General features: G+C 60.8%; 17 protein-coding genes. 10 read left to right on the forward strand and 7 right to left on the reverse strand.

The annotated features are described in order from the left end of the window. Window positions 1-192: 192 nt before the first annotated feature. From ACRQEG_RS06370 to ACRQEG_RS06380, 3 genes are all read right to left on the reverse strand, one after another. Window positions 193-1,059, reverse strand: a complete 867-nt coding sequence (locus tag ACRQEG_RS06370; protein WP_320758218.1) for a DEAD/DEAH box helicase family protein — start codon at window positions 1,057-1,059, stop codon at window positions 193-195. 5 nt (window positions 1,060-1,064) lie between these two features. Continuing rightward, entirely contained in the window at window positions 1,065-2,996 is a 1,932-nt protein-coding gene (locus ACRQEG_RS06375) for a site-specific DNA-methyltransferase (protein WP_320758217.1), read from the reverse strand. Between the two features lie 100 nt (window positions 2,997-3,096). Then, on the reverse strand, window positions 3,097-3,645 hold the full coding sequence (locus ACRQEG_RS06380; protein ID WP_320758216.1) for a hypothetical protein: 549 nt from the start codon (window positions 3,643-3,645) through the stop codon (window positions 3,097-3,099). A 42-nt stretch (window positions 3,646-3,687) separates the two neighbouring features. On the opposite strand from ACRQEG_RS06380, the gene ACRQEG_RS06385 reads away from it, so the two are divergent. Continuing rightward, on the forward strand, window positions 3,688-4,098 hold the full coding sequence (locus tag ACRQEG_RS06385) for a hypothetical protein (protein WP_320758215.1): 411 nt from the start codon (window positions 3,688-3,690) through the stop codon (window positions 4,096-4,098). Here the strand turns inward: ACRQEG_RS06385 and ACRQEG_RS06390 are convergent. The 4 genes from ACRQEG_RS06390 to ACRQEG_RS06405 form a co-directional block, all read right to left on the reverse strand. After that, window positions 4,095-4,433, reverse strand: coding sequence for a hypothetical protein (locus tag ACRQEG_RS06390; protein WP_435733822.1), 339 nt, complete (start codon window positions 4,431-4,433; stop codon window positions 4,095-4,097). The genes ACRQEG_RS06385 and ACRQEG_RS06390 overlap by 4 nt on opposite strands. 345 nt (window positions 4,434-4,778) lie before the next feature. Next, window positions 4,779-5,714 carry an Abi family protein gene (locus ACRQEG_RS06395; RefSeq protein ID WP_320758213.1) on the reverse strand — a complete coding sequence of 312 codons (936 nt, stop codon included), beginning with the start codon at window positions 5,712-5,714 and terminating at the stop codon, window positions 4,779-4,781. A 266-nt stretch (window positions 5,715-5,980) separates the two neighbouring features. Then, a complete protein-coding gene (locus ACRQEG_RS06400; protein ID WP_435733823.1) occupies window positions 5,981-7,828 on the reverse strand; it encodes a hypothetical protein in 1,848 nt (615 codons plus the stop codon). A gap of 4 nt (window positions 7,829-7,832) precedes the next feature. Continuing rightward, window positions 7,833-8,672, reverse strand: a complete 840-nt coding sequence (locus ACRQEG_RS06405) for a Sir2 family NAD-dependent protein deacetylase (protein WP_435730841.1) — start codon at window positions 8,670-8,672, stop codon at window positions 7,833-7,835. 246 nt (window positions 8,673-8,918) lie between these two features. Here ACRQEG_RS06405 and fbaA point away from each other — a divergent pair, with 246 nt between their 5' ends. From fbaA to ACRQEG_RS06450, 9 genes are all read left to right on the forward strand, one after another. After that, window positions 8,919-9,947 (forward strand): class II fructose-bisphosphate aldolase, encoded by a 1,029-nt coding sequence (fbaA, locus tag ACRQEG_RS06410; protein WP_257960156.1) that lies wholly within the window; start codon window positions 8,919-8,921, stop codon window positions 9,945-9,947. Window positions 9,948-10,929: 982 nt separating this feature from the next. Continuing rightward, on the forward strand, window positions 10,930-15,411 hold the full coding sequence (locus ACRQEG_RS06415) for an SdrD B-like domain-containing protein (RefSeq protein WP_435733824.1): 4,482 nt from the start codon (window positions 10,930-10,932) through the stop codon (window positions 15,409-15,411). Between the two features lie 268 nt (window positions 15,412-15,679). Further along, window positions 15,680-16,162, forward strand: coding sequence for a tetratricopeptide repeat protein (locus ACRQEG_RS06420; RefSeq protein WP_016442182.1), 483 nt, complete (start codon window positions 15,680-15,682; stop codon window positions 16,160-16,162). 21 nt (window positions 16,163-16,183) lie between these two features. Continuing rightward, window positions 16,184-17,416, forward strand: a complete 1,233-nt coding sequence (locus ACRQEG_RS06425) for a hypothetical protein (protein ID WP_435733825.1) — start codon at window positions 16,184-16,186, stop codon at window positions 17,414-17,416. An 83-nt stretch (window positions 17,417-17,499) separates the two neighbouring features. Then, window positions 17,500-19,308 carry a glycoside hydrolase family 13 protein gene (locus ACRQEG_RS06430; RefSeq protein ID WP_320758065.1) on the forward strand — a complete coding sequence of 603 codons (1,809 nt, stop codon included), beginning with the start codon at window positions 17,500-17,502 and terminating at the stop codon, window positions 19,306-19,308. 257 nt (window positions 19,309-19,565) lie between these two features. After that, on the forward strand, window positions 19,566-20,915 hold the full coding sequence (locus ACRQEG_RS06435) for an ABC transporter substrate-binding protein (RefSeq protein WP_320758066.1): 1,350 nt from the start codon (window positions 19,566-19,568) through the stop codon (window positions 20,913-20,915). Window positions 20,916-21,066: 151 nt separating this feature from the next. Beyond that, the gene (locus ACRQEG_RS06440) at window positions 21,067-21,909 is read left to right on the forward strand and encodes a carbohydrate ABC transporter permease (protein WP_016442187.1); all 843 of its coding nucleotides are present in this window, start codon (window positions 21,067-21,069) and stop codon (window positions 21,907-21,909) included. 158 nt (window positions 21,910-22,067) lie between these two features. Next, window positions 22,068-22,898 carry a carbohydrate ABC transporter permease gene (locus ACRQEG_RS06445; RefSeq protein WP_081637306.1) on the forward strand — a complete coding sequence of 277 codons (831 nt, stop codon included), beginning with the start codon at window positions 22,068-22,070 and terminating at the stop codon, window positions 22,896-22,898. 246 nt (window positions 22,899-23,144) lie between these two features. After that, the gene (locus ACRQEG_RS06450) at window positions 23,145-23,927 is read left to right on the forward strand and encodes a hypothetical protein (protein ID WP_320758067.1); all 783 of its coding nucleotides are present in this window, start codon (window positions 23,145-23,147) and stop codon (window positions 23,925-23,927) included. The last annotated feature ends 488 nt before the right edge of the window (window positions 23,928-24,415 follow it).

Raw genomic sequence — 24,415 nt, forward strand, 5'->3', positions numbered from 1 at the left:
ACTCAACCGATGTCTGATTTCGCTTCTAACAAGGTCCAGACACGGAAGAAACCCGTTAGCGCGCCCAGCGATAAGCCCGCCCAGATCGATACCCACATCGATACCGAGCACCCCTGGGAAGACGGTCTAAACATCCGTAAAGGCCAGATCGGGAGCTAACGACACGCCGTCATTAGACCCACTTTTTGTCTATTAACCCCCCTTAACAAGCTGATCGTTAAACGCCTGAATAGATCCAAGGTTGAACACCAGGTTGTTGTAATCAACTACCCCGCTCTTTTCGGCCGCAGGGAACGTTGCTCCAAACCGGATGACCGCTTGCGGGCGGATCTGTTCAATCAGCGTTTTCCAGGCTTTATTCTCTTTGCGGAAACGGTGCGGCTCATCAATCAACACAATCGGACGAGTATCCGCTAAAGCCTTATACGGCACCGATGCTGAACCGAGCACGGCCTGGTCATAATCAGTGGCCATCGTTGTTTTGGACTGCAACATGCCATCAGTCATCAACAAACAATTAATCCGGTTATGTTGCAACCTAGAAGCAGAAGCGAAAGAGCTCACCGCTGTGGGAAACATCTTGCGGCCCTTAGTCTTCTTTTGCGGTTCTAAAACCTCTAAAACAAGTCTAGTCTGCGTTCCGTAAATATCGGCGAAATGTTCACGGGCATAGTCGGACTCGATAAAAGCCCGAGTGCCTTCCTTGATGGCGGTCTTGGGCACCAAGATAATGAACTTGTTAAACCCGAACCGCTTATGTAGCTCGAACATAGCGCGCGTATACACATACGTCTTGCCGGTGCCGGTCTCCATACGCACATCTACACCTAGATAAGCATCCCCCTGTCGGGTGCGCAGATGTTTCGCAATAGCCGGAACGCCCTCTAGCTGGCCCTGCTGAATCTCGGCGATATTCTCCGCAATTTTCGGATCGCCAACATCGAAAACAGGGTTCGCCTCATTATGGGACGAATAATCCAGCTCAACACCATCAAACACGTGCCCAAGCGCGGCAATAGCCTGCGTCTGATGCTCAAGAGTCTGCAGACGAATCTTCATCGGATCTAGAACCTCTCGATCACTTCAACGCTCTGCCCTGATTTGAGCACCGCTAGATTCTTCTTCAACTCATGCATCACGCTAAAGGTCACCGAATACGGGAACACCACCACACGGCTCAACTGCAACTCGTTAGCCTCCAACAGCCGCACAAGCTCCTGCACATCATCCGACGTGATACCCGAATCAATGACGTAAGCAGAATCCTCACAAACATCCAACACGTAACCGGCGAGCTCGACCTTGCGGGGCTTAGCAAGCAGTCCAAAACCGTCCTGATTCAACCAGGTAGTCAAAACCACCTCACGGCCAGGCGTGCCATCAAGATCAAACTTCGACACATAATCCCCAGCCAAAAGATCCTCCACGCTGGGATCGAACGCATCAAGCTCATCCAAAGTCTTCACCGACGGAGACTCAAGACGAACCAGCTTGAACCCATAATCAATATCAGCTCCCGTCTCCTCCTTAATCTTGGCAGCCGCACGCTTAATACGCTCCCGACCAATCTCATCGATTGTTTTATATCCAGATTTATAAGCCGGCTTATTCTCTTCGATTTGTTCGGGCAGCTGAACCATGATGCAACGACGATTACCACTATCTTGAGCATTCATCCGAAGTACAGCGTGCGCTGTGGTTGCAGATCCTGAGAAAAAATCGAGAACTAAACTTTCTGAATCTGCGCCTATTTGAACAATTCTTTCTAGCAGCCCAACTGGTTTCGGATTAGTAAATACGGCTTCGCCGAACAGTCCTTTTATCGTATGCGTTGCTTTCTTATTACCCTCGATATCGTCCCAAAGCGTTTCATCATAAAATGGAATGTCGGTCCAAAGATTGGAAACATTCTTGAGTCGTCCTTCTAGATAATATTTGACATAGGGATTCCATCTGGCTTCTTTATTTTTCTTCCAGACGATCAGACCTGCAGTTTCCCAAGCAAGGTATGTTTTCCTTTCTGCTCTCCAGCGACTTTCATATCCGCCGGGACCTATAGGGAACACCTCAGTTCCATCAGGTGCGGAAAGAGAGTAATAGAGCTTAGGTCGGTCTTCCCGTCTATCGTTATTTCCGGTCTTCCTGAACTGTAAAGTAGAGTATTTACCTTTTTCATCCTGTTCATTAAATCGTTTCGCATCTTCGGTCGACAGTGGGAGCCGATTCAATTGAAATAACTGTTTATTCTTAGCGAAAATTTGCAAGTAGTCAATGCTTGATCCTAAATCACCCGCGTCTTGCCCAGTTGTTGTACCTTTAGCAACAGAAACTGTTCCGATTTCGTTTTCTTCACCAAAAATGTCAAAACATAGGAGTTGGAGATTTGCTTGTTCATTTCCATCAATACTGATGAAAATAACGCCATCATCGCTTAGAAGCTCCCTGGCTAGCACCAGGCGCGGATACATGAAGGTGAGCCATGCAGAATGGGATGATTTGCCTTGCATATCCAGGATGCGTTCGGCTTCGTCTTCACTGATGCCAATTCGCTCCACGAGCTGCTGAGCGGTGAATCCAAAATCGTCGTTGTACACAAATCCGTCGGATCCTGTATTGTACGGCGGGTCGATATAGATGCACTTGACCTTGCCTGTATAAGACTTGACCAGATGTTGGAGGGCGTCGAGGTTGTCGCCGACGATGTAAAGATTCTCGGAGTCTTTGTTCTCGGGTTCGGCATTGTGCTCCAGGTCAGGAACTACGACGGTTTCGGTCTCTAATCCCGCTAGGTATTTCGCGTATGACTTGCCGAGGAATTTCAGCTCGTAGCCTTCGCGTGTGAGGTTCAGGTCGTCTTCTCTGAGCATTTGCTCGAACCTGTCGAGCATGAAGGAGCCTTGCTCATCGAAATACTCAGGAAAAGCAGCTCGCAACCGTTTTATCTGCGCGCTGTTAGGCGTGATGGTTTCGTTGTGCTCGCGGGCTTCACGGTTCATCGTAGGTACCCCTTTCGATTCTTAGGTTGAGCATAGTTCTGGCTCAGATTACGGGTGAGGGAACCGTTGCGGCATGCCCTGTACGTCTTTAGTCTACCCGTCACTCCCAGGGTTTCCCTGGTGGCTCGCTGCTTCTGCTCGGATGCCGCTGGGCTAGGTAGGTGCTGAAGAAGACCGCGAAGGTGGCGAGCCAGAGCCAGGCAAGGGCGGAGTACCAGTTAAGTCCGCCGAAGAGCTTGATGCGGGGCAGCTCGGTTGCGATGATGAAAGAGATGCCGAAGAAAGCGCCGTAGGCGGTATCCAAGGCATAGCCCCACGGGCTCCACACGCCACGCGCTCGGCGCAGCGCTGCCGCGGCCTTGGTGAGAAGCGCGCTCGCCGCGAGGTAAACGAGGGTGGAAATCCAGAACATCCACATCTCCACTTTCGGATCACCGGTGGCCCAGAATAAGAGTATGGCCGCGGCCAGCCCGGCAACGACCACGATGAGCAGAGTAGCGCCCTTGCGGTAGCGGTACGCCCTCTCGGTAGATTTCTCACGGTTCTCGGGTGCGTGTGTGGAATCTGCGGATGCGTGCGCAGAATCGGCGGGTGCTTGCGTGGTGTCTGTGGGCTGCTCCTTAGGTTCTTGTGCGGCATCCTCGTTCATAGGATAATTATTGCCGATATTCAACGGCGAAGGGAACGGTCTATGGCAGACGCACCGCAGCATCGGCAGCTGAGCAGGAAAGTCCCCATCGGCAAGATTGTTAGCTTTCTGATTATCCTCCTGGTCGGCTTCGGGTTTGCCCTCGCGGTGGTTTTCCTTGCAGGCCGGCATTCCTTCCCGCTATGGAGCTTCGTCGTCGTACTTATTCTTTTTAGCATCGCCAGTTTCTACATGACGCGTGCGGTGGGGCGAACGCCGCGGCGCTTCGGTTACCTCCTCGACGCCGGCTACGGAATCATTGCCGGGCTGTCCTTCCTGGTGTTTCAGTACGCGTACGAATCGATTCGGTGGCCGTCGTTTCTGCTGGTGGTGTGGATGCTGGTGACCTCGATGGGGTGCAGTGCGTATATCGACAAGCGGCACCCGGCGCCGCGGGTTGGCGCAGAGGATTAGCGCGCGTTGCGAGCGGCAGTGAGCGCAGCAATACGCGCCTGCAGATGCGCGATGCGTTCCAGGTGGGCCGCGGGAACGGTACCCACGTACTCGTGGGCCCACCGATAAAACTGGTCAGCGCCGCGCAAAACGCCGTGTAGGAAAGATAGTGGCTCGGCGAGGTAGCGCTGGCCGCGGAGCTCGAAAATGAGCAGCTGCCCGCTGCGGGAGAGGGAAAAACCCGCGGTTTCCTCGCTGAAATCGCCGCGCCCCGCGCCGGTATCGAGATAGCTCTCCACCGCATCCAGCATGCTCTGCCAGAACAGCGCGATATGCGTCCACGCTTCGCGCGGCATGAGCTGTTGGCCGTTGAGTTCCAGGGAAATCCAGCCTTCGCCGGCGAACTTGCTGGCGCGTTTTGGTCCGTATCCCCACAGGGTGAGGGTGCCTGCTGGTGGTGCCAGCAGCGCGCGGCTTCATGCGGATCGGTCGCTATGGGCACGAGGTGGTTCGCTGGGTGGGCGGTTAGTTCGCACGGATCCACGATGGTGGTTTCGCGCAGCACGAAAGTTTCGACGTTGAGCTGGGTCGGCGTCGGCCATGAAGGTGTAGTCACAGGTAGTTCTTTAGTGGTCCAAGTGTTGGGTGCATGACCGGCTCACGCGGGGTGGTGGTGTGCTCGGTAGAAAGGTTTCGACCTATTATGAGCAATAGGGTGCCCATAGTGGAGTGCTTTGCCAATCGGGTGGCGCTCCCATGTCGGATATAGAGCATCCGGGGATCCCGGTCGGGAATTCGGTCAGTACCCGGGCGATGGCTCGAATCTCCTCGGTGAATCCTCTGTGTTCGAGTAGGTAGACGGCAATGCTCAGACTGGTGAAAAGCTTTTCTGGCCGACCTAGGCATGGCTTGAGTTTGCCGCAAGAATTGCGGAGATTGGTTGCAGGTGTGACGGCCATTTTGCGATTCCATAGCCTGGCGTGGTGGGCGCAGATATTACGCAGGCTGTTCATAACTCTTAGCCATGACCCCAGTGTGTCCACTCGGGTGGAATATAGATTCGCCACCTGCACTTGTAGTTTGAAAGGAGCGAGTAGGTAAAGGCTAATGAGGGAACCGAATTGCAGAATCTCAGTGATGACCCAAATCGGCATTTGACCGTTGTATGCGTCTTGGTGGTGCTTGACAAATGCCTCACGGGATCTTTTTTGCGTCTCGGCTAAGGTGACTGCAAAATTGCGAGCTTTGTTACGATCACGGTCATTATTCTGGATTTCGAGGATATGCATATGCAGGTAGGGATCTGTTTCACCGAAGGCGTGACCGACATCGACCCGTAACGCAATCTCAAATTTGCAAAGTGCTTGCCAGACTGCTGACCGTAACTTTTCGTCAAATTCGTAAAGTTCAATAACGTGGTGCATCTTCGCGCCCGGAACGAAAAGATCCGAGCGGCGGTGTGTAAGTGTGTGGTTCTGATTCGCAAATTGACGCAGCGGATACCAATAACCTGAGAGCCGGTAATAGCCGACTGATCGTAAGTGTTGTGCGTATTCCGCAGCGTCACTCAGGCCCCGGCTGGTGAGTATCTCAATCTGCTGGTGGAAAGTGGTCCAGGGCTTCGGAGTAGTTGTCATCGCGCCTCGCTGGGCCTCAGTATGTGAAGCCCGGCCCTGACCCACTCTGTAAAGAAAGTGGGCGGGCCGGTTCTGGTACCCAAAATCTACCAGAACCGGAGGGGATGTCAAGACCTTCCTGGATTCTAATTGTGAAGACCGGCCCTGACCCATTCACGAGGCGGATGTGCGGGCCGGTACTGGTGAATGAACTCTAGCAATGCCGCCGCAAAGGCTCAATGCAGCGGCCAAAGTTCATGAGCGCAAAAGCGCAAGAGCTCTGGATGCTACTTCACCCGCAGCGCGTAATAGACCGGCTCCGAATCGGGGGTGGAAAAATCGGTGCCGATGAAGCCAAATCCGGGCACGGCATCGGTGAGGGTGGCTCGAACCGACCAGACTGGCTCCTCGCCCTGGTTCCAGTCGAAAGCGAAAGTAACATCGCGCGAGTCCGCCCGGTAGCCGGACACCACGATGCCGTTGCCCAGCGGAAGGAAATTTAAACTGGCGCTCGCCACTGGCAGCTCACGCGCCTGCCCGCCAGCCACAAGCGCCGTGGTAGTCCCGGACATTGCGGATAGATACCCCAGACCACCCGGGGTGCAGGACGACATCCCCACGTGATAGTTCCCGGAGGTCATCGCCGCGCTCTGGCCCAGCAACGTTTCCAGAACCTCACGTAGCTGCGCGGTGCTCGCCTGCGGAGCCGCGCAATGAGCTGCCCGCACCCGCACGTTCGAGGGCAAGGCAGACCCGGAATTCATCTTCCCATCCAGGGTGAATGCCGCATCATCTTCCGGGAAGAACCAGCCGTCCGTCGCTGTGATAACAGGGGTGAAACTGAGCTGGGTATCCGTCGCAACTCCGGAACCGCGCGTACGGCCCGCGGCGTCGAAAACCATCCACTCAATATTTTTGTCGTTGCGCGCAAGATAGAGAACTTCCCCGTTCGGGGTGACATGGAATTCTCCGTAACTCGCCGGAAGGGTTACCTCCGTGAGTACCGCGCCATCCGTGGGCGACAACCACGAAAAACGCTGCTCCCCGACAGCAGCATCGGAAAGCAGCACCCCCGGCGCGAAGCCCTGCGCCTCCGTTCCGCTTTCCCAGATCACGCTACCATCCGCCGCCGCGCGCAGGGTGGCGGGCACCTCTGAAATATACGAGCTGGCGTAGGGGCTCGTCCACGTATTCGGCGCGCACCACATATTCGCGGTATCCCCCGCCGGTGAACACATGACCGCTCCGGGCAGGGTGTAGCGCAGCTGCCCTGTTTCCGTGTCATAAAAACCGGTGGAATCCTCCTCCGCATCGTAGGTCCCGAAGACGTGCCCCGCCGGAATAACGAAAGTTGAACTAGCGGTTGTAGGAATAACACCTTCCGTACGCACCGCCTGCGCCTCAGCAAGATTCTGCGGGACGGGGGCGTAAGTGGCCAGCGGCTGCGCGCCAGCCTCGGGAGCCGCGGCGCCCCCGGCCGCGCCAGGTTCCGCGCCACCGGAATCTTCAGCGTTCTGCGCGCTGCCCACCTCGGCCGGCGGATCGCTCACCTCATCTTCCATATCGGCAAGGAAAAACCCGGCCGGGAAACACACGAAAACAATGAAAATCCACCAGAAGAGGCCGCGGTCTTTCTTTTTCTTCGGCTCCTCGGGTGGTGGCGCGGTATTGACCCGCGTTGCGCCGTAGCTCGCGGTCGCGCCGGCGGGCTGCTGCGCACTCGCGCTCGCGGGATAGGGGAGTGGCGGGACGGTGGGCAGCAATTGCGCCGAGCTTGCGTGGGCCCGGCCGGCTTCCCGTTGGACGCGCGCTCGCTCCTCCGCGTGCGCGCGTTCCTGGGCTTGCCGGCGTTGGTCGCGTTTGATGCGCTTCTCATAATCTGCGCGCGCTGCCCGCTCATCACGCGGATGCGGCTTCGCACGCGAACCGGAATGCGCCCGCGCCACTACCGGCCGTCCTTCACCCTCCGGCTCCCCGAAGGCCGACCCGGCACTGGCGCGCGGCGGGCTTTCCGAAAATGCTGAGCGGTGCGTGCGGGTCTGCCATTCGGCCAGGTCCTGGGCGCGTTTACGTTGGCGGCGGCGTTTGAACCAGCCGCGTGCGCCGTCGTCGTCACTAAAAGCTGAACCACGCATGGACTCACGCTCCTAAGAGATCCGCGGCGCCCGCGAGCACCGTCCCCACGTCCCCCTCCACGCGCAGATCGGCGTAACGATCCGCGGTGGTGGGGCCAATATTGACAATCGCGCACGCCGCACCGTGCTGGAGCGCCTCGCCGAGCACCCACGAACCGGTCAGCACCGCGAGCGAGGTACCGACCACCAGAGCAAGATCCGCCTCCCGCGCCCACGCAAAAGACTGCTCCATCGCCGCCCGCGGTAGCGCCTCACCGAAAAATACCACCGCGGGTTTGAGCAAGCCTCCACAACGCGGGCACGGTGCCACCCGGAACGTGGAGGCCTCCGCCCCGGTGCGGTCCGCGGAAGCTAAAATCGCCACGTGCGCGGGATCGGGATCCTCCGGCCAGCCCGGGTTGAGCCGGTCCAGCTGCGCCGCAATCTCCGCGCGCGGGAACTCCGCCCCGCACTCCACGCACACGACCCGCAAAAAATTCCCGTGTAGTTCCGCGAGCCTAGTAGAACCGGCCTTCTGGTGGAGATTATCCACATTTTGAGTAGCGACGCCGTTAATGAGGCCCGCTTTTTCGAAACGCGCCAGTGCCGTGTGGGCATTATTGGCGACGACGCCGTCCAGCGCGCGCCACGTTTCCTGATTACGTTGCCACACCCAGCGCTGCCATACCGGATCCGAAACGAAAGCATCGTAATCAATGGAGGGGACATCGGAGGAACCGGTGCCGCGGTAATCGGGAATGCCCGAAGCGGTGGAGACGCCCGCACCCGCGATGACTACGGTGGTGCGCCCCTCCATGAGCTCGGCTAGTTCGCGAGCGGCCTCGGCGGTGTCGCTGGTGATCATGGTGACTCCCTCGTGCTGGCTTCCTCGCTCATCGTAACCCGAATGCCCGGCGGGGTGAATCTTTCGCCTCAGGGCAAAGGTCCGGCCACGGCGGGGCCAAACGTGGGATAATAAAACCTGTTTGAGGAACCCTCAAAGAGTGCCGGTCGCGGCACTCGCACGGAGCCTTCGCCACATCGCGGTGGTTCGCGTGCTCACACAGAAAACCTCTCGGACAGATGGTTCGAGGAACGCCGAATAAAGGAGATCTCAGTGGCTGTTGCAACCCGCGAACAGTACGACGAAATGCTCAACCGCGCCAAGGCGAATAAGTTCGCCTACCCGGCCATCAATGTCACCTCGTCCCAGACGGCCACCGCTGCCCTGCGCGGTTTCGCGGAAGCCGAATCGGACGGCATCATCCAGGTGTCCGTGGGCGGCGCCGAATACCTCTCCGGCTCCACCGTTAAGGATCGCGTGGCCGGTTCCATCGCCCTGGTGGAATACGTGCGCGCCGTCGCCAAGAACTACGATGTGACCATCGCCCTGCACACGGATCACTGCGCCAAGCAGAACATCGATTCCTGGATCCGCCCGCTCATGGAGCTCGAAGCTGAGCAGCACAAGGCAGGCAAGCAGACCTACTTCAACTCCCATATGTGGGACGGCTCGGCCGTGCCGCTGGATGAGAACCTGGAAATCGCCAAGGAACTGCTGGCGCTCTCCCAGAAGGCCAATACCATTCTCGAAATTGAGATCGGTGTTGTGGGCGGCGAAGAAGACGGCGTCGTCGGCGAAATCAACGAAAAGCTCTACACCACCGCTGAGGACGGCCTCAAGACCGTTGAAGCGCTGGGCCTGGGCGAAAACGGCCGCTACATCACCGCGCTGACCTTCGGTAACGTGCACGGCGTGTACAAGCCCGGCCACGTCAAGCTGCGCCCCGAAATCCTCGGTGAGATCCAGAAGGAAGTCGGCGCCAAGGTTGGCAAGGAATCGCCCTTCGACCTGGTTATGCACGGTGGCTCTGGCTCCACCGCCGAAGAAATCCGCACCGCGGTGGAAAACGGCGTCATCAAGATGAACGTGGACACTGACACCCAGTACGCTTACACCCGCCCGGTGGCCGACTGGATGCTGACCAACTACTCCGGCGTCCTCAAGATCGACGGCGAAGTGGGTAACAAGAAGCAGTACGACCCGCGCTCGTGGGGTAAGGCCGCCGAAGCCGGCATGGCCGCTCGCGTTGTCGAAGCGTGCGAGCGCCTCGGCTCCACCGGCACTCGCATGAAGTAAGGGTGGTGCCCGCGAAGCGGTGCCCGTGAAGCGGGCGCGCTGGGGCACTCGACGCGAGCGCGTCATTGCCTCCGCGCATGAGCCGTAACAACGGTAACAAGGGCCGGTAGCTCAATTTGGGCTACCGGCCCTTTGTGCTGCTCGGGGGCACGAGGGTTACACGGAGTATGCACCGAACGAGTCTTGAGCGAGTAACGATCTTGCGTTGGGAGGGTGCCGGTCAGGTGTTGAGTGGGTGCTATCTGGCACCTGGCAGCCCGGGCCCGTCCAGCCCGACCCCGAAAACAAGGTGCGCGGGAGAACACCGTTTCAGAGCGAATTCGTGTTCCTTACGCACACTTCGCGGGGGTCAATGTCCAGGACACGCACTTTGAGGAGGAGAGAGACTCGGTCAGCTAACAAAATGTACATGGGTGACAGTTTTTCCGCGGTTTAGTGTCCGTGGCGTACACTCTGCGGCCCTAACAGTCCAAAATGCACGTTTTGCAGCCTTGACGCTTGAGAATGACCCATTCCGCCTACCCTGGACCGGCGGGAGGCGGGTGTGTTTTTCCGGGGTGTACTTCGCATGTACAACAAATGCAGTACAGCTCTGACAACACATACCACCCCCGCAGGGGTTCGTGTGGCTAGTGAGGTTTGTGAGGTTCCCGGGATTCCCATCGCCGTCTTCCGTGTTACCCCAAAAAACGTAGTGCGGCTGGGGCGCGGTCGCGGCGGTTTTTCTGTTCTGGACTTGCGCTATGCACGCCCTCCACACCAACGGCCATATTTTGAGACAGCTACCTCGGAAGATAAGATTTACCACATAGTTATTTAAGTCGTACATGAACACCTTCCACATGGTTTACAACCACGGGGCGCCGGGAGTGCCTCGAGAAATCAAGGTGTTTCCGCAGCTGGGCCACGTGTTTGGGGCGTCTCACCGCGCCACCGGGGCGCGGAATCCGGTACGAACGGGTAACTAATAAGGGATCTAGGAATGCAAAAATTGAGAACGGGAGCGGCGCGTTCGCGAGTCGCGGTGCACCGGTTGGTCACGGGTGCGGTGGCGGCACTTATTGCTGCCGTCGTCGCGGTGGGTGGAGCGATTCCGCTGACCGCGCCGGCCATGGCCGCGAACGTGCGTGTAGTGGCAGATGATGCCAATTCTGCGAGCGGAACGAACGAATCCGGAACCAACGCGAACAGTGAAAACGCCAACGCGGCCGGCGAGACCGCAGATCGGGCCGTGGATGCGGCCTCTTCTGCGCGCTTGGAAATCGCGGTGGCCGAACCGGCAGAGCAAAAAGCCGCCGGGGTCCAAGCCGGAGCTCTGGCCAGCTATGACGTGCAATGGTCCTGCGCCGGCGTGCAAGGCCAGTGCGAGAACACCGCTCTCAGTGTCACCATCCCCGGCCTGGTTGATTACGTTTCCGATACCGATAAACTCCCACTCACCCACGTGAGCGCCACCAATTCTTCCCATGACCAGGCCGTGCTCCCGGTGCGCGAGGGTGATACCTACACCTGGAATCTGGGCACCGTACCGGTGGGAACCACCGGCGTCATGCGCGTGCAGGTACGCCCGGAGAACCTGCGCTGGCCCGAAGGTGAAGCAATCCGCCCGAAGGCGGCCGGGGAAACCAACGGCCAGGTGGCCGATCCCGTAGCACTCACCACGCCGGTGCATGCCAAGCCCAGCATCGCGGTGCGTAAATTCGCACCCGAATCCCATCCGGCTATCGGCGGTCAGTACACCTACACCATCACCGCTGGTTACGAAGGTGCCTTCAATACCAACGAAAATAAATTTAAGGACCCGGGCACCGGTGTTCCCGGCCTCATGGGCCTGACCGAAATGCGCCTGGTTGACACCCTGCCCGAGGGTGCGGAATTTGTGCGTGCCACCAATGGCGGTACCTACGATCCGGCCACCCGCACCGTCACCTGGGTAGTTCCCGGTTCGCCCATCGTGCGCGCTGTCGCCGATTACCGCGTGACAGTTGTTTTCCCCACCGGTGCTTTCACCGAGGGCGTCAGCGCCACTAACAATGTGGAAGCCACCGGCACCCCGCTTGATCCCACACTCGCGGCCGTCACCGCCACCGATTCCGTGACCCGCCAGCTGCAAAACCTGCGTGCCGAAGGTAATTTCCGCAAAACAGCCAATAAGGCCGTAACCCAGCGCGGCGGGGAAGCCGTGTGGAATATCTCGTGGTCGAATACCGGGAATGTTCCGCTGCGCATGCACGTGGCTGATAACCTGCCCTGCCGCTACGTTTCCCCGGAGAATCCCGGCGCCTGCGCCACCCCGGCCCTGCGTAATATCACGGCCGCCCTGGTGCGCCCGCTCCTCAAGAAGGTTCCCGCCAAGGTCACCTACACCACCACGGGTGGGAAGGAGCTCAGCGTCGACGTCGACCCCACCACCACCCGCAATTTCCCGCTCACCGTTCCGGCGGGAGAGGAGATCACCTCCATCGCCCTGGATGCGGACGTGATGAACGGTGAACGTGGCGATATCACGCTGGAAATCCGCGGCACCGTGGTCGATGACTTCCCGGCCGATGTGCATAACGGCACCACCGCACCCGATGGTGCCACCTACAGCTACGCCCCGAACTACGAGGTCCCCACGCTGGAAAATCGCGCCGTCGTCACCGCGCAATCCCTTGACTTTGCTGGCAATCCCACCCCGGAACTGCCCGCGAATATCACCACGGGGCAAGCCGCGGCGCAGGTCGCTATTGTGGACGGCTACCCCACCTACGGGGTGTCGAAAACCTCGCACCTGGGCGGCCAGATGGTGGGCAACCTCGACACCAAACCCGGTGAGCTCTTCCAAACCGGCCAGACCTACACCTTCGGCCTGGGCTTCTACACCGGCAAGGGCGCCAAGCTCTACCCGGTGATTATGGATCTGCTTGCCCCGGGCATGGAATACGATCCCAAGCAGCAGATCACCACTTCCGCGAACTGGCCAGCCTCCCTCCCGCTGGACAAAATGCGGGTGGAAACCGAGATGAAAACGGTGGACGGCAAGCAACGCCAGCTGGTGCGTTTCACCTGGCCGGACGACGGCACGGGCGACTATTTTGCCCCGCCCAGCACCGGAGATCAGAGCCGTTCCAACTCTTCGGAAATGGTGCTTTACTTCGGCGCGAAAATCACCGCGGCCACCGAGCCCGGCGAAAACACCAACGACATGATCCTCGCGGATGCCAAGCGCCCCAACCTCGGCACCGCCGTCGCCCCGAACCAGTGCATCCGCAACTGGTGGGCGCGCACCGATAGCCGCAAACTCACCGATAACCTCGACGGCCTCAACCGCCCCGAAGCGAGCGGCTGCACCACCTCCACGAAGTTCAACGTGGCGGGCTTGCCGGCGCTCGCGGGCAAGAATTACGTGAAGGGCGACGTCGATACGGAGTTCCAGGCCAACCCGAATTACGGGACAGTTTCGCCGGCCTCCAATGCTGAATTCAAGCTGGACCTCCTTAATAACGGTAATACCGGGGCTTCTGGTGTGGTGGTGTACGATGTGCTGCCCTACCCGGGTGATCACGGTGTGAGCGGGGCCAATACCCCCGAGAATAAACGCGAATCCACCTGGCGTCCGCGCCTGAACGGACCGCTGACCTTCGGGGAGGGCACCCCGCAGCCCAGCTCGGTGCTCTACTCCACCTCCGTGAATCCGTGCCGCGGTGAGGTCATCGCCCTGGGCGGTGAGCCGACATCCGGCCCGGAGAATTGCGAATCGGGCACCTGGAAGACCGCCGAACAGCTGGGCGGGGACTTCTCCCAGGTGCGCGCTTTCCGGGTGGAATTCCCGGATGATGCCAAACTCACTCGCGCGGATACCTGGACGATCAACGCCAATGTGACGGCTCCTGCGGCCGCGCGCGGTATCGCCTGGAATAGCTACGCGGTCACCGGTAAGAATGCTGAAACTGGCGCGCCGATCATCACGACCGAGCCGGCGAAGGTCGGGCTGACCATGCCCTTCGACCTCGACCTCACCAAGGAGAATATTCACGCGAAATCCGCTGATCTCAGCGTGCTGAGCGAGAAAACCGCCGCTGATCCCGCGCACGCCGGCCTGGCCGAAGGCGTGGTGCTGGCTGACCTCGACAAGAACAACGAAACTGATCGTTGGGCCACCGGCTCCGTGGTGGAGTATGTGGTGCGTGCCAAGAACGCCGGACCCGGTTTTGCCACCGGCGTGGAAATCACGGATATGCTCCCTGCGGGGGTCACGTACGTGGGCTACTGGAGCACGAATGGTGGATACGATGCCGCCACCGGAACCTGGCGCATCAATGACACGGTGACCGAGGTGGTCGATCCTCACACCGGCGATCCGGTGGAGGGTGCGGACCCGAATGCCACCGATGATGCCTACCTGCGCTTCACTCACGAACGCGGGATCGCCCCGGGCAGCGAAGAGGTGCTGCACCTGTACGCGGTGGTTGATGAAACCGCGCGCGCCCAGCAGGTCTGTAACGAGGCGCTCACCCCGGCCAAGGAACGCCTCGATTCGAAGGGCCAGAAGTTCGCGGGCAAACAGGCGAATGCCTGCCTGACCGTGGGCGTGGACCTGGGTGATCGCATCTGGGAGGACGTCAATAACAACGGCGCGGACGATCCGGGTGAGCCGGGCCTGGCGGGCGTTACCGTGAAGGTATTCCGCCCCGGTGATACGGAACCATTTATTACGACGACGACGGACGCCAGCGGTAAGTACCTTGTGCGCGGCCTGGAACCTGGCACGTACTCGGTTGTGGTCGACCGCGCTACCCTCCCGAAGCGTGAGGGAACCTGGGAAACTACCCATGTCCGGGAAGGCTCGGGCGATAAGGCGAAGGCCAGCTCCGGGCAGATCACGCTGAGCGATGCGGATGTGCTGGATGCCGATTTCGGCTTCCACTACGTGGCGCCGGTCCCGCCCGTGCCGCCGCAGCCTCCGGTTCCGCCGCAGCCGCCGGTCCCGCCGGCACCCGAGCCGACAACTCCGGAACCAACCGCGCCCGCGCCGCAGCCCACGACCACGGCGCCCGCGCCGCAGCCGACCTCGGATCGCGTGCAGCCGGAACCTTCGCCTAGCGCAACACCGACGGCTCCCGCACCGCAACCCGAGCCGACGACACCGGAACCAACCGCGACGGCAACTGTGCCGGCACCCGAGCCTAGCTCTCCTGAACCGACCACGCCGGTGCCGAGCACCCCGGTGCCCACGCCGACGACCACGGTGCCCGCGCCGCAGCCCAGCGCAAGCACGGACGGGCCGGCGGCGTCGTCGACCCCGAGTGCGACCCCGGCGCTGAGCCCGAGTGGCACGTCGAGCGAGACTCCGACCTCGCCCGCGAATGCTGGCACCGGCCCGCGCCTGCCGCGCACCGGCGCTGGCGTGCTGGGTGCCGCGGGCGCGGCCCTCGCGCTGCTGGCCGGTGGGGTGCTGGTACTGCGCCGTCGTGGAGAATAATCCACCGCGGTAAATCCGCAACCGTGTAGCGATAGGGCGGGAGCCCGAGCGTGAAAGCGCCCGGTCTCCCGCCTTTCGCGTATGCGCTGGGCCTAGGCGCGGCGTGTGGCGCAGGGCCCGCCATCACGCTTCGCGCGCCCGCGTCAGGCACACCTTCCCCAGGTTTGTGTTTCCGCTCACAAGTAATAGAATGGTCAGTGGTCCAGGCCACGACCTCGCGCCGGTGGCCGCCCTCACGTAACTGAACAAGTAAGAAAGAAGCCCGCACATGACGCAATCACCAGTCACTCCCGCGTATCCGGAGCCTGCCGCCCGCGATCCGCACGAGGGCAAGCGTGCGGGCCTTGCCTATTTCAACGATGCCCAGCAGGCTTTCAGCGCCGGCAATCTCAAGCAAGCCGCAGAGCTCTACCGGAAGGCCGCGGATACTTTCGAGCGTGATCCGGAGCTCTATCTTGAGCGTGCTGTCGCCAACGGCCAGCTCGGGATTTCACTCAAGGCCATCGGGGAGATGGATGAGGCCGCGGACCGGCTCGGCCGCGCGATCGCGCTCTTCCAACAGTTCCCGGAAAACGGCGACGCCGCGGTCAGCATGGGCAATTGCTTCTGGCATATCGGGGAGATCAACGAGGAAGCCGGCGATTTTGACGCCGCCCGCATCTCCTACAACCAGGCGTATTCGGCCTACCGTACCGCGCCGAATACCCAGGAGCTCCAGATCGAAGTCCTCCAAAAACTGCGGTCTATCTAGGCCTGCTCATCGATCTCAACGATGTCTATGCACGCCACCGTTACCGAGCTGCTGCGCGCCGGGCTCGCCGCCCTCGAGCGCCACAATGAAGATGAGGCCCGCGCCCGTTTCGTGGAGGCGCGGGAAATCGAACGCCGCGCCGCGGGTGCGAGGGGCGCTGGCGGCGGACTTCCCGGCGGTTCCGCGCCTGAGCTTTTTGCGCAGGTGAGTGACTCGGATGCCCTGTATTTCGCGGCGCTTGCCACCGGGCAGCTGGGGGAGAATCCGCTCAATCTCGCGCGCCGCGCCGTGGAAGCGTATCGCGTGGCGCCGGCGTCCTTGCGGGCCGCGCGCGCCTGGGAAACCTACGGATATTTTTTGCACGACGGCGCTAACGACGCCGCAGCCGCTCAGGCTATGCGGGAGGCGGCCGGCGTGTACGCAGCCCTGGGCGGGCACGATGCTCAGCAGGCTAATGCGCTGTATAACGCCGGGATCTCCTACGCGGAAGCCGGCGATCTCACCGCGGCTATCGCAGCTTTGGAAGCAGCGCTGGTGCCCGCGGGTGCACTGCCGGAGGTGGATCTGGGGCGGGTGGCTATTCGGGCCACCCTCGCCGCGGCGCGCTTGGACGCCGGGCAGTTCGCGGGGGCGGCGCGTGATTACCTCGCGGCGGAAACGGCCTTTGCGGCGCTCCCCGGCCAGGAATTTAATGCGGTTGATTGTGCTTTCGGGCGGGCCCGCGCGGTGCTCGGAAGCGGGGACTACCCGGCCGCCGCGGAGCATTTCGTGCAGGTGGCGGCGCGCGCTGCGGAGCTGGCCGGTGGGGAGCCGGCTGGCGTGGAATCAGCCGGCACCGCATCGGCTGCCGAGCGTGCCGATGCGGCGGGTGCGCCCGAGCCAAACACCACCGCCACCGAAGCCGAGCGCGCCGCCTGGGAAGTTGCCGCCATGTCCTGGCATCACGTTGCGGTGGCCCATGCCAAAAACGGCGCGCCCGCGCAGGGCGTGCCCGCTATGGAGAAAGCTGCCGCTATCTACGCGGGCTTGGGTGAGCAACTTTCCGCCGCCCACTGCCGCGGACTGCTCGGCGATCTGCACGCCGAAGTTCGGGATATGACCGCGGCGCGCACCGCCTGGCAGGCCGCCATTGCGGCGCTGGAAGCCGCTGCGGCACAGGCCGCGGCAGGCGGCGGGGAACTCCCGGCCGGCCCGGCTCGGGACCTGGAAGAATTCCGCCGCAAACTCAGCGCTGCCGGGGGAGCGCTCGCCTAGCTGCCGGCGGCGTCGTACCTATCACGTAAGCTTGGAAGTGCGGTGCTAACCGGCACCGGTTCCCGGCAACGAAGAGGTTGATCGTGACAGCACAACACCCCAGCACTATTATCCACCCGCCCCAGCAGCGCGACCAGTGGTGGCGCGATGCCGTTATTTACCAGATTTATCCGCGTTCCTATGCGTCGAGCGGCGGGCCGCTCGGCACCCTGCCCGGCATCACTGAAAAATTTGATTATTTGGAGAAGCTCGGGGTCGATGCGGTGTGGCTTTCGCCCTTCTATGTTTCCCCGCAATTCGATGCCGGCTACGACGTGGCCGATTATCGCGACGTCGACCCGCGCTTCGGCACCCTCGCCGATGCCGAGCGGCTCATCGAGGCCGCCCACGCGCACGGCATGAAAGTCATTGTGGACATCGTCCCGAACCACACCTCCTGGGATCACAAGCTGTTCCGGGAAGCGGTGCTAGCAGGTGCAGGCGCACCGCAACGCGATAATTTCTGGTTCCGCCCCGGGCGCGGGGAAGATGGGAGCGAGCCACCCACCGACTGGCTTTCTTCCTTCGGTGGCCCGGCCTGGTCTCAGGTCAAGGATATTCCCTGGGTGAAAGGCACCCCGCAGGAGCGTGAAGAAACCTGGTACCTGCACCTATTTGACCGTTCGCAGCCGGATGTCAACTGGGAAAGCCCGGCTATTCATGATGAATTTGCTCATACCATTCGTTTCTGGATGGATCGCGGCGTGGACGGGCTGCGGGTGGATGTGGCCCACGGCCTGGCCAAAGACCCGGACCTCCCGGACTGGCCCTACAAGGTGGAGGAGGTGCGCTATAACCCGGATGTAAGCGTGCCGCCCGCGCCCATGGCCAACCAGCCCGCTGTCCACGATATTTACCGCGAATGGCGCTCGATCCTGGACGAATACGGGCGCGACCGCATGATGGTGGCCGAAGCCTGGGTGGATACCGAGGAAGACCTGGCCCGCTACGTGCGCAGCGACGAAATGCAACAGGCTTTTAACTTCGAATACCTTTCCGCGCCCTGGCGCGCGGACCGCATTAATGCGCTGATTGAATCCTCGCTGCGCGCCACCGATGCCGTGGGCGCCCCCACCACCTGGGTTCTCTCCAATCACGACACCCTGCGCGCCACCTCGCGCCTGGGCCTGGAGGGCGTGACCACCGGCTGGTGCGGAAACGGCCCGAGCGGCATCGGCCCCGATGACCCGCAACCCGATGCGGCGCTGGGAGCGCGCCGGGCCCGGGCCTGGCACACCCTCACCGCCGCGCTACCCGGCTCCTACTATCTCTACCAGGGTGAAGAACTCGAGCTGCCCGAAGCTACCCAGCTGCCGCCCGAATCTCGCGAAGATCCCACCTTCGCGCGCACGGGTGGCGCGGAGCTGGGCCGCGATGGTTGCCGGGTGCCCATTCCTTGGCGCGCGGATGCCCCGGCCTTCGGATTCTCTCCCGACGGGGAAAGCTGGCTACCCCAACCTGCCGATTGGGGCTGTTTTGCGGTGGATACCCAGGAGGCCGATCCGGAATCCGCGCTCGCCTACTACACGGAGCTGCTCCACCTGCGTGCCCGCTACGACCTGGGCCTGGGAGGATTGCGCCGCGCCCCCGAGTATGCCGGAAGCGGCGTCGCGCTCATTAATTATGCGGGCGATTCCGGGAAGGGTGGTTCCGGGAAGGGTGGTTCCGGGAAGGGCGACGCCGCCGCCACCTCCCGCGGGGACCTCTTGATTATGACGGCCTTTGCTGAGCCCCTCCCCCTGCCCGAAGGCTGGGCGGTGCTCCTCAGCTCCGCACCCTTGGAGGAAGAAGGGGTGCTCCCGCCCGATACCACGGTCTACCTGGTGCCTTTCCGCACGGATACCGAGGAGTGATGCTGATGGCGCGTGGCGGCGTCGTCGCCGAAAAGGGGGTGTACCCACCGAAAGGTGCGTGCGCACCGGAACGGGCGGCGGCGCCACGACCACCGGACGCACACGCGAAGGTGACATTAAATTAGAACTGTAGAAAGCAAGATAAGTCACACTGTGGTGTAAACTAGTATCACCACACAGGTAAGGGAGCCGGGCGCTACGGTGCTGTCGCGGCTACGGCTTTCTTGCTCGCATTGACGATCATAGGAGACGTAACGATGCATTCAGTGAAGAAAATTGCTGCTTTCGCCGCAGCTGGGTTGGTGGCCATCGCGGGATTGGGTGGCTGTGTATCCAATTCCGATAGTGGCGGTAGTGACGGTGGGGCCGGCAAGGTTTACTACCTCAATTACAAGCCTGAATCTGACCAGGCCTTCCAAGAATTAGCGAAGAAATACCACGAGCAAACCGGAGTGGATATCAAGATCGTATCCGCGACCGGTGGCTCGTATGAGCCCACCCTCGCCAATGAGCTCGGGCGTGCGGATGGCCCCACCATTTTCCGGGTGGATGGCCCCGTCGGTCTGGCCAAGTGGAAGCAGTACGCCAGTGATATTTCCGATGCGCCCTTCATTGAGGCCATGACGGATAAGGACATGGCCCTCAAGGGCGATGACGGCAAGATTTACGGCGTCCCCCACGCGGTGGAAGGCTTCGGCATCATTTACAACGATGCTATTTTGCAGAAGTACTTCGCGCTACCGGGCGCCAAGGCTAAGTCCGTGGATGAAATCAAGAACTTTGACAAGCTCAAGGAAGTCGCGGATGATATGCAGGCCAAGAAGGATGAACTTGGCATTAAGGGCGCTTTCGCGGCCACCTCGCTCTCGCCCAATGAAGATTGGCGCTGGCAGACCCACCTCATGAACTGGGCACTGCATTACGAATTGCGCGATAAGGGCGTATCGGATACCGGCCAGATTGAAGGCACCTACCTGGATAATATGAAGAAGATCTTCGATCTGTACCTCACCGATTCCACGGTAGAACCCTCGCAAACCACCGCGAAGGCGGTCACCGATTCCATGGCGGAATTTGCGCTGGGCCAGGTTGCTTTCGTGCAGAACGGTAACTGGGCCTGGTCTCAGATCGATGGCGTATCCGGAAATACCGTGAAGCCGGAAGATATCCACTTCCTCCCCATTTACATGGGTGTCAAGGGCGAAGAAAAGGCCGGTATTTCGGTAGGTACCGAAGCTTACCTGACCATCAATAACAAGGCCTCGGATGCCGATAAGAAGGCATCGATGGACTTCCTCAACTGGATGCTCAACGATCCCACCGGCGCTAAGCTCTGCGCGGAGGACCTCGGCTTCATTGCTCCCTTCAAGGAATACGCGAGCTTGTCGCCCACCGATCCGCTCGGTAAGGAAGTCCTCAAGTACATGAAGGATACCGATAGGTACAACGTTGCCTGGGACTTCCAGGTGGCTCCCTCTATGGAGTTCAAGAACGGGCTGGGTCAGCACCTGAGCCAGTATGCCGTCGGTAAGGAAAGCTGGGATCAGGTGAAGGACTACTTCGTGACCCAGTGGAATACTGAGAAGGCAGCCGCCGGGGTGAAGTAGCGGGGCGGCGCGGGCGCTTATTGGCTGTGCTGCGCGCGCCACGCCGCGTGCTACGCAGCGCCCGCGTCCACTGCTACCACACCTGCCTTGCCTGAGGTGAGGCGCGGGGCTCACCATCGCGGTGGGCCCCGCGTGTCACAGGGGGTTTCTCATGAGAACATTGAAAAAACACGGGCTCGCCTTCGTGGGGCCCACGTACGTGGCGTTCGGGATAGCTTTCCTCGCCCCGTTCTTTATTGGTATTTATCTTTCGTTTACGAATTTCACCACGCTGGATGATGCTACCTGGGTGGGCGTGCAAAATTACGTCAATGCCTTCACGGAGCAACAAAATTACGTCGGGGCGTTGATCTTCACCGCCTCGGTGGCAATTGTGTCCATTATTAGCGTTAATATCATCGCGTTTTTCCTGGCGTATCTGCTCACGCAGAAGCTACCCGCCACGAATTTTTACCGCACGATTTTCTTCATGCCGAATCTCATCGGCGGGATCGTGCTGGGCTACACCTGGCAGTCCCTCCTCAACGCGATCCTCTCCAATTACGGCACCACGCTGGTTAATGATTCGAAATATGGTTTCATCGGCCTCATCTTGCTGGTCAACTGGCAGATGATCGGCTACATGATGATTATCTATATCGCCGGATTCCAGAATGTGCCCGCCGAACTCAACGAAGCCGCGCAGATCGACGGCGCCGGGCGGTGGCGGACCCTCCGTTCGGTCACCATCCCCATGATGATGCCCTCGATTACGATCTGCCTCTTCTTGACCTTGGCGAATACCTTCAAGATTTACGATCAAAACTTGGCGCTCACGAACGGCGCCCCCATGCGGGAAACCGAAATGGCGGCGCTCAATATCGTGAAGAGCATGTATGAGCAGGTCGGGCAGCAGGGAGTATCGCAGGCAAAGGCCGTGATCTTCTTCCTCATTGTGTCCTCGATTGCGCTTATTCAGCTGCGCGCCACCCGCACGAAGGAGGTGGACCTGTGAGTACCGAAACTGGCAAACGCGCCGTCGCCGCTGGGTCCCAGGGCGCCGTCGTTCCCGCGGAAACGCGCACGGAGGTACGCGACTCTGCTCGCGCGGGAGCACGCGGCACTGATCCTGCGGCAAAACCGAAGCTCAAGGCTCCGCGCCACCGGGTGCGCATGACCCCCGGGCGCTGGGCGGCTGTGGGCTTCCTCGGGATTCTCTCCCTCATTTACGTGGTGCCGCTGCTCTTCATCCTCGTGAATTCTTTCAAGGGGCGTTTCTTCATCTCGGACGATCCCTTCAGTTTGCCGGCCGGTGAAACTTTCGCGGGGATGGATAATTACCAGACCGCGCTGAACCTGTCGGGCTTTATGCGGGCCCTGGGCTGGTCATTCTTCGTGACGGTGGCCTCGGTGCTGGTGATTGTGTTCTTCTGCGCGATGACGGCCTACTATCTGGCCCGGGTGCGGAGCTGGTGGACGTCGCTGCTGTACTACCTGCTGGTGTTCTCCATGGTGGCGCCTTTCCAGATGGTCATGTTCCCGACCGTGAAAATCGCGGACAAGCTGGGGTTGTCCTCCCCGTGGGGCCTGGTGGTGCTCTACCTCGGCTTCGGGGCGGGGCTTTCGGTATTTATTTTCGCGGGCTTCGTGCGCTCGATTCCCGGGGAAATTGAAGAGGCGGCATCTATCGACGGTGCCGGGCCCTTCAAGACCTACTTCCAGGTGGTCATGCCGATGCTCAAGCCCACGGCGGTCACGGTCGCGATCCTCAACACCATGTGGATCTGGAACGACTTCCTGCTTCCGAACCTCGTGATCGGGCGCGAGGAGGCTTACCGGACCGTCCCGGTGGTCATCCAATTCCTGGTGGGCTCGAACGGAAATAAGGATCTGGGGGCCCAGATGGCGGTGCTGGTGCTCGCCATTATTCCGATTATTATTTTCTACCTCTTTGCGCAGCGCTATATTGTGGAAGGCGTTGCGGCAGGTTCCGTCAAGGGTTAAGAAGTACGACGACGCCGCGGCGCCGCGCACCCGATACCGGGAGCGCGGCGCCGTAAGTCGGCCACGTGGGGCTTTGGCCCTGCGGTGCCGGTCCGCGGGGCTTCGCTCGCCGCATAGGCTCGTAACGTTTCCGCCCGCGGGCGCGGGCGTACCGGGAGCGGGCGTACCGGGCGTTGGGCGTACCGGACCCGGGCGTACCGGGCGAGGATGTCCACCACGAGGATGTCCACCAACCGAAGGAGATGTATGCGCCGGATTTTCGATCCTGACTCACCTTTCCAGCGCGGGCTTTCCGACGCCGTCATCCTGGTGGAGCTTAATATCATGACGCTGCTCGGGCTGCTCCCGGTGGTGAGCGGCGGCGCGAGCCTGGTGGCCTCCGCGCGAGTGAGTGCCCAGTTGCTCCGCGGCGAGGCACCCCGGCCGTGGCGCCTGTGGTGGCAGCACTTCCGCGCGGCTTTGCTGCCGTCGCTGGCCTGGTGGCTGCCCACTCTCGGCCTTCTCGGTCTGGCTTGGTGGGAAAACCGCTGGGTCTCCGGCCTGGCCGGCCCCGGCAAAGCCGCCCCCGCGGCCGATTCTGCCGCGGCTCTCACTACTGACCCTGCGGCTGGGCTCAGCACCGACGCGGCCGCTCACGCCGCCGATTCCACCCTTGCTGGGAGCTCGGTTGTCGACTCCGCAATCGCCGCGGATCCGCGCTTAGCTGGCATCCTTTCGGGCCTCATTATCGTGGCCCTCCTGCTTGTACTCGCAGTGCTGGTCTGGCTGGTGACGCTCCAGGCATTCTTCTCCAACGCCTTCCTCGAACACCTAGGTAACTCGGTGCTCCTCGCCATCACCCGGCCGCTACGCACGGCCGCGTGCGTAGCGGCCGTGGTGGCGCTCCCGCTGGCCTGGCTTTATGCGCCGGTGTCGCGCTTGGCCATTTTCTGGGCTTTGGCGCTGGTCGGGCTGAGCGTCCCGCTTTACCTCACGGCCTGGCTGCAACGCCCGGTCCTCGATGCTCTCCTCGCCGAGGCCGAAGGGTAACCCGCACCGCCGGCAGTTGCCAGCGGCCCGGCATTCCCGGCGCGGAAACAAAGTGGTATTGGAGCTACAGCCAAACCCTGAATTTCTGTCGTGCAGTACCACTCTGTTCGTTCCGCTGTCGTGGAGTACCACTTTGTTGGGCAGCAGCGGGTGGAAACGGGTTAGCCCCGGCAGCCCCGAAATGAAGTGCGCGGGAGAGCACCGTTTTGGGGGCGAATTCGTGTCTCTAACGCGCACTTGACCGGGGCCACGGTTCGAAACGCGCACTTTGAGGAGGAGAGAGACCAGGCCAACTCACGGAATGTACGTGGGTGACAGTTTTTCCGCGGTTTAATGTCCGTGGCGTACGCTCTGTGCCCCTAACAGTCCAAAATGCACGTTTTGCAGCCTTGAAGCTTGAAACTGACCCATTCCAGCTACCCCGCCCCCCGGCGGAGGCGGGTACTTTTTCTGAGGTGTACTTCGCGTGTACGACATCTGCACTACAG

Origin of the sequence: Actinotignum stranguriae, from assembly GCF_051265215.1 — a bacterium.
Taxonomy (GTDB): Bacteria; Actinomycetota; Actinomycetes; order Actinomycetales; family Actinomycetaceae; genus Actinotignum; species Actinotignum schaalii_C.

Coding starts and splice junctions, on each gene's coding strand:
- ACRQEG_RS06370 (WP_320758218.1), bottom strand. CDS start 1,059: ATGAAGATTCGTCTGCAGACTCTTGAGCATCAGACGCAGGCTATTGCC.
- ACRQEG_RS06375 (WP_320758217.1), bottom strand. CDS start 2,996: ATGAACCGTGAAGCCCGCGAGCACAACGAAACCATCACGCCTAACAGC.
- ACRQEG_RS06380 (WP_320758216.1), bottom strand. CDS start 3,645: ATGAACGAGGATGCCGCACAAGAACCTAAGGAGCAGCCCACAGACACC.
- ACRQEG_RS06385 (WP_320758215.1), top strand. CDS start 3,688: ATGGCAGACGCACCGCAGCATCGGCAGCTGAGCAGGAAAGTCCCCATC.
- ACRQEG_RS06390 (WP_435733822.1), bottom strand. CDS start 4,433: ATGCCGCGCGAAGCGTGGACGCATATCGCGCTGTTCTGGCAGAGCATG.
- ACRQEG_RS06395 (WP_320758213.1), bottom strand. CDS start 5,714: ATGACAACTACTCCGAAGCCCTGGACCACTTTCCACCAGCAGATTGAG.
- ACRQEG_RS06400 (WP_435733823.1), bottom strand. CDS start 7,828: ATGCGTGGTTCAGCTTTTAGTGACGACGACGGCGCACGCGGCTGGTTC.
- ACRQEG_RS06405 (WP_435730841.1), bottom strand. CDS start 8,672: ATGATCACCAGCGACACCGCCGAGGCCGCTCGCGAACTAGCCGAGCTC.
- ACRQEG_RS06415 (WP_435733824.1), top strand. CDS start 10,930: ATGCAAAAATTGAGAACGGGAGCGGCGCGTTCGCGAGTCGCGGTGCAC.
- ACRQEG_RS06420 (WP_016442182.1), top strand. CDS start 15,680: ATGACGCAATCACCAGTCACTCCCGCGTATCCGGAGCCTGCCGCCCGC.
- ACRQEG_RS06425 (WP_435733825.1), top strand. CDS start 16,184: ATGTCTATGCACGCCACCGTTACCGAGCTGCTGCGCGCCGGGCTCGCC.
- ACRQEG_RS06435 (WP_320758066.1), top strand. CDS start 19,566: ATGCATTCAGTGAAGAAAATTGCTGCTTTCGCCGCAGCTGGGTTGGTG.
- ACRQEG_RS06440 (WP_016442187.1), top strand. CDS start 21,067: ATGAGAACATTGAAAAAACACGGGCTCGCCTTCGTGGGGCCCACGTAC.
- ACRQEG_RS06445 (WP_081637306.1), top strand. CDS start 22,068: ATGACCCCCGGGCGCTGGGCGGCTGTGGGCTTCCTCGGGATTCTCTCC.
- ACRQEG_RS06450 (WP_320758067.1), top strand. CDS start 23,145: ATGCGCCGGATTTTCGATCCTGACTCACCTTTCCAGCGCGGGCTTTCC.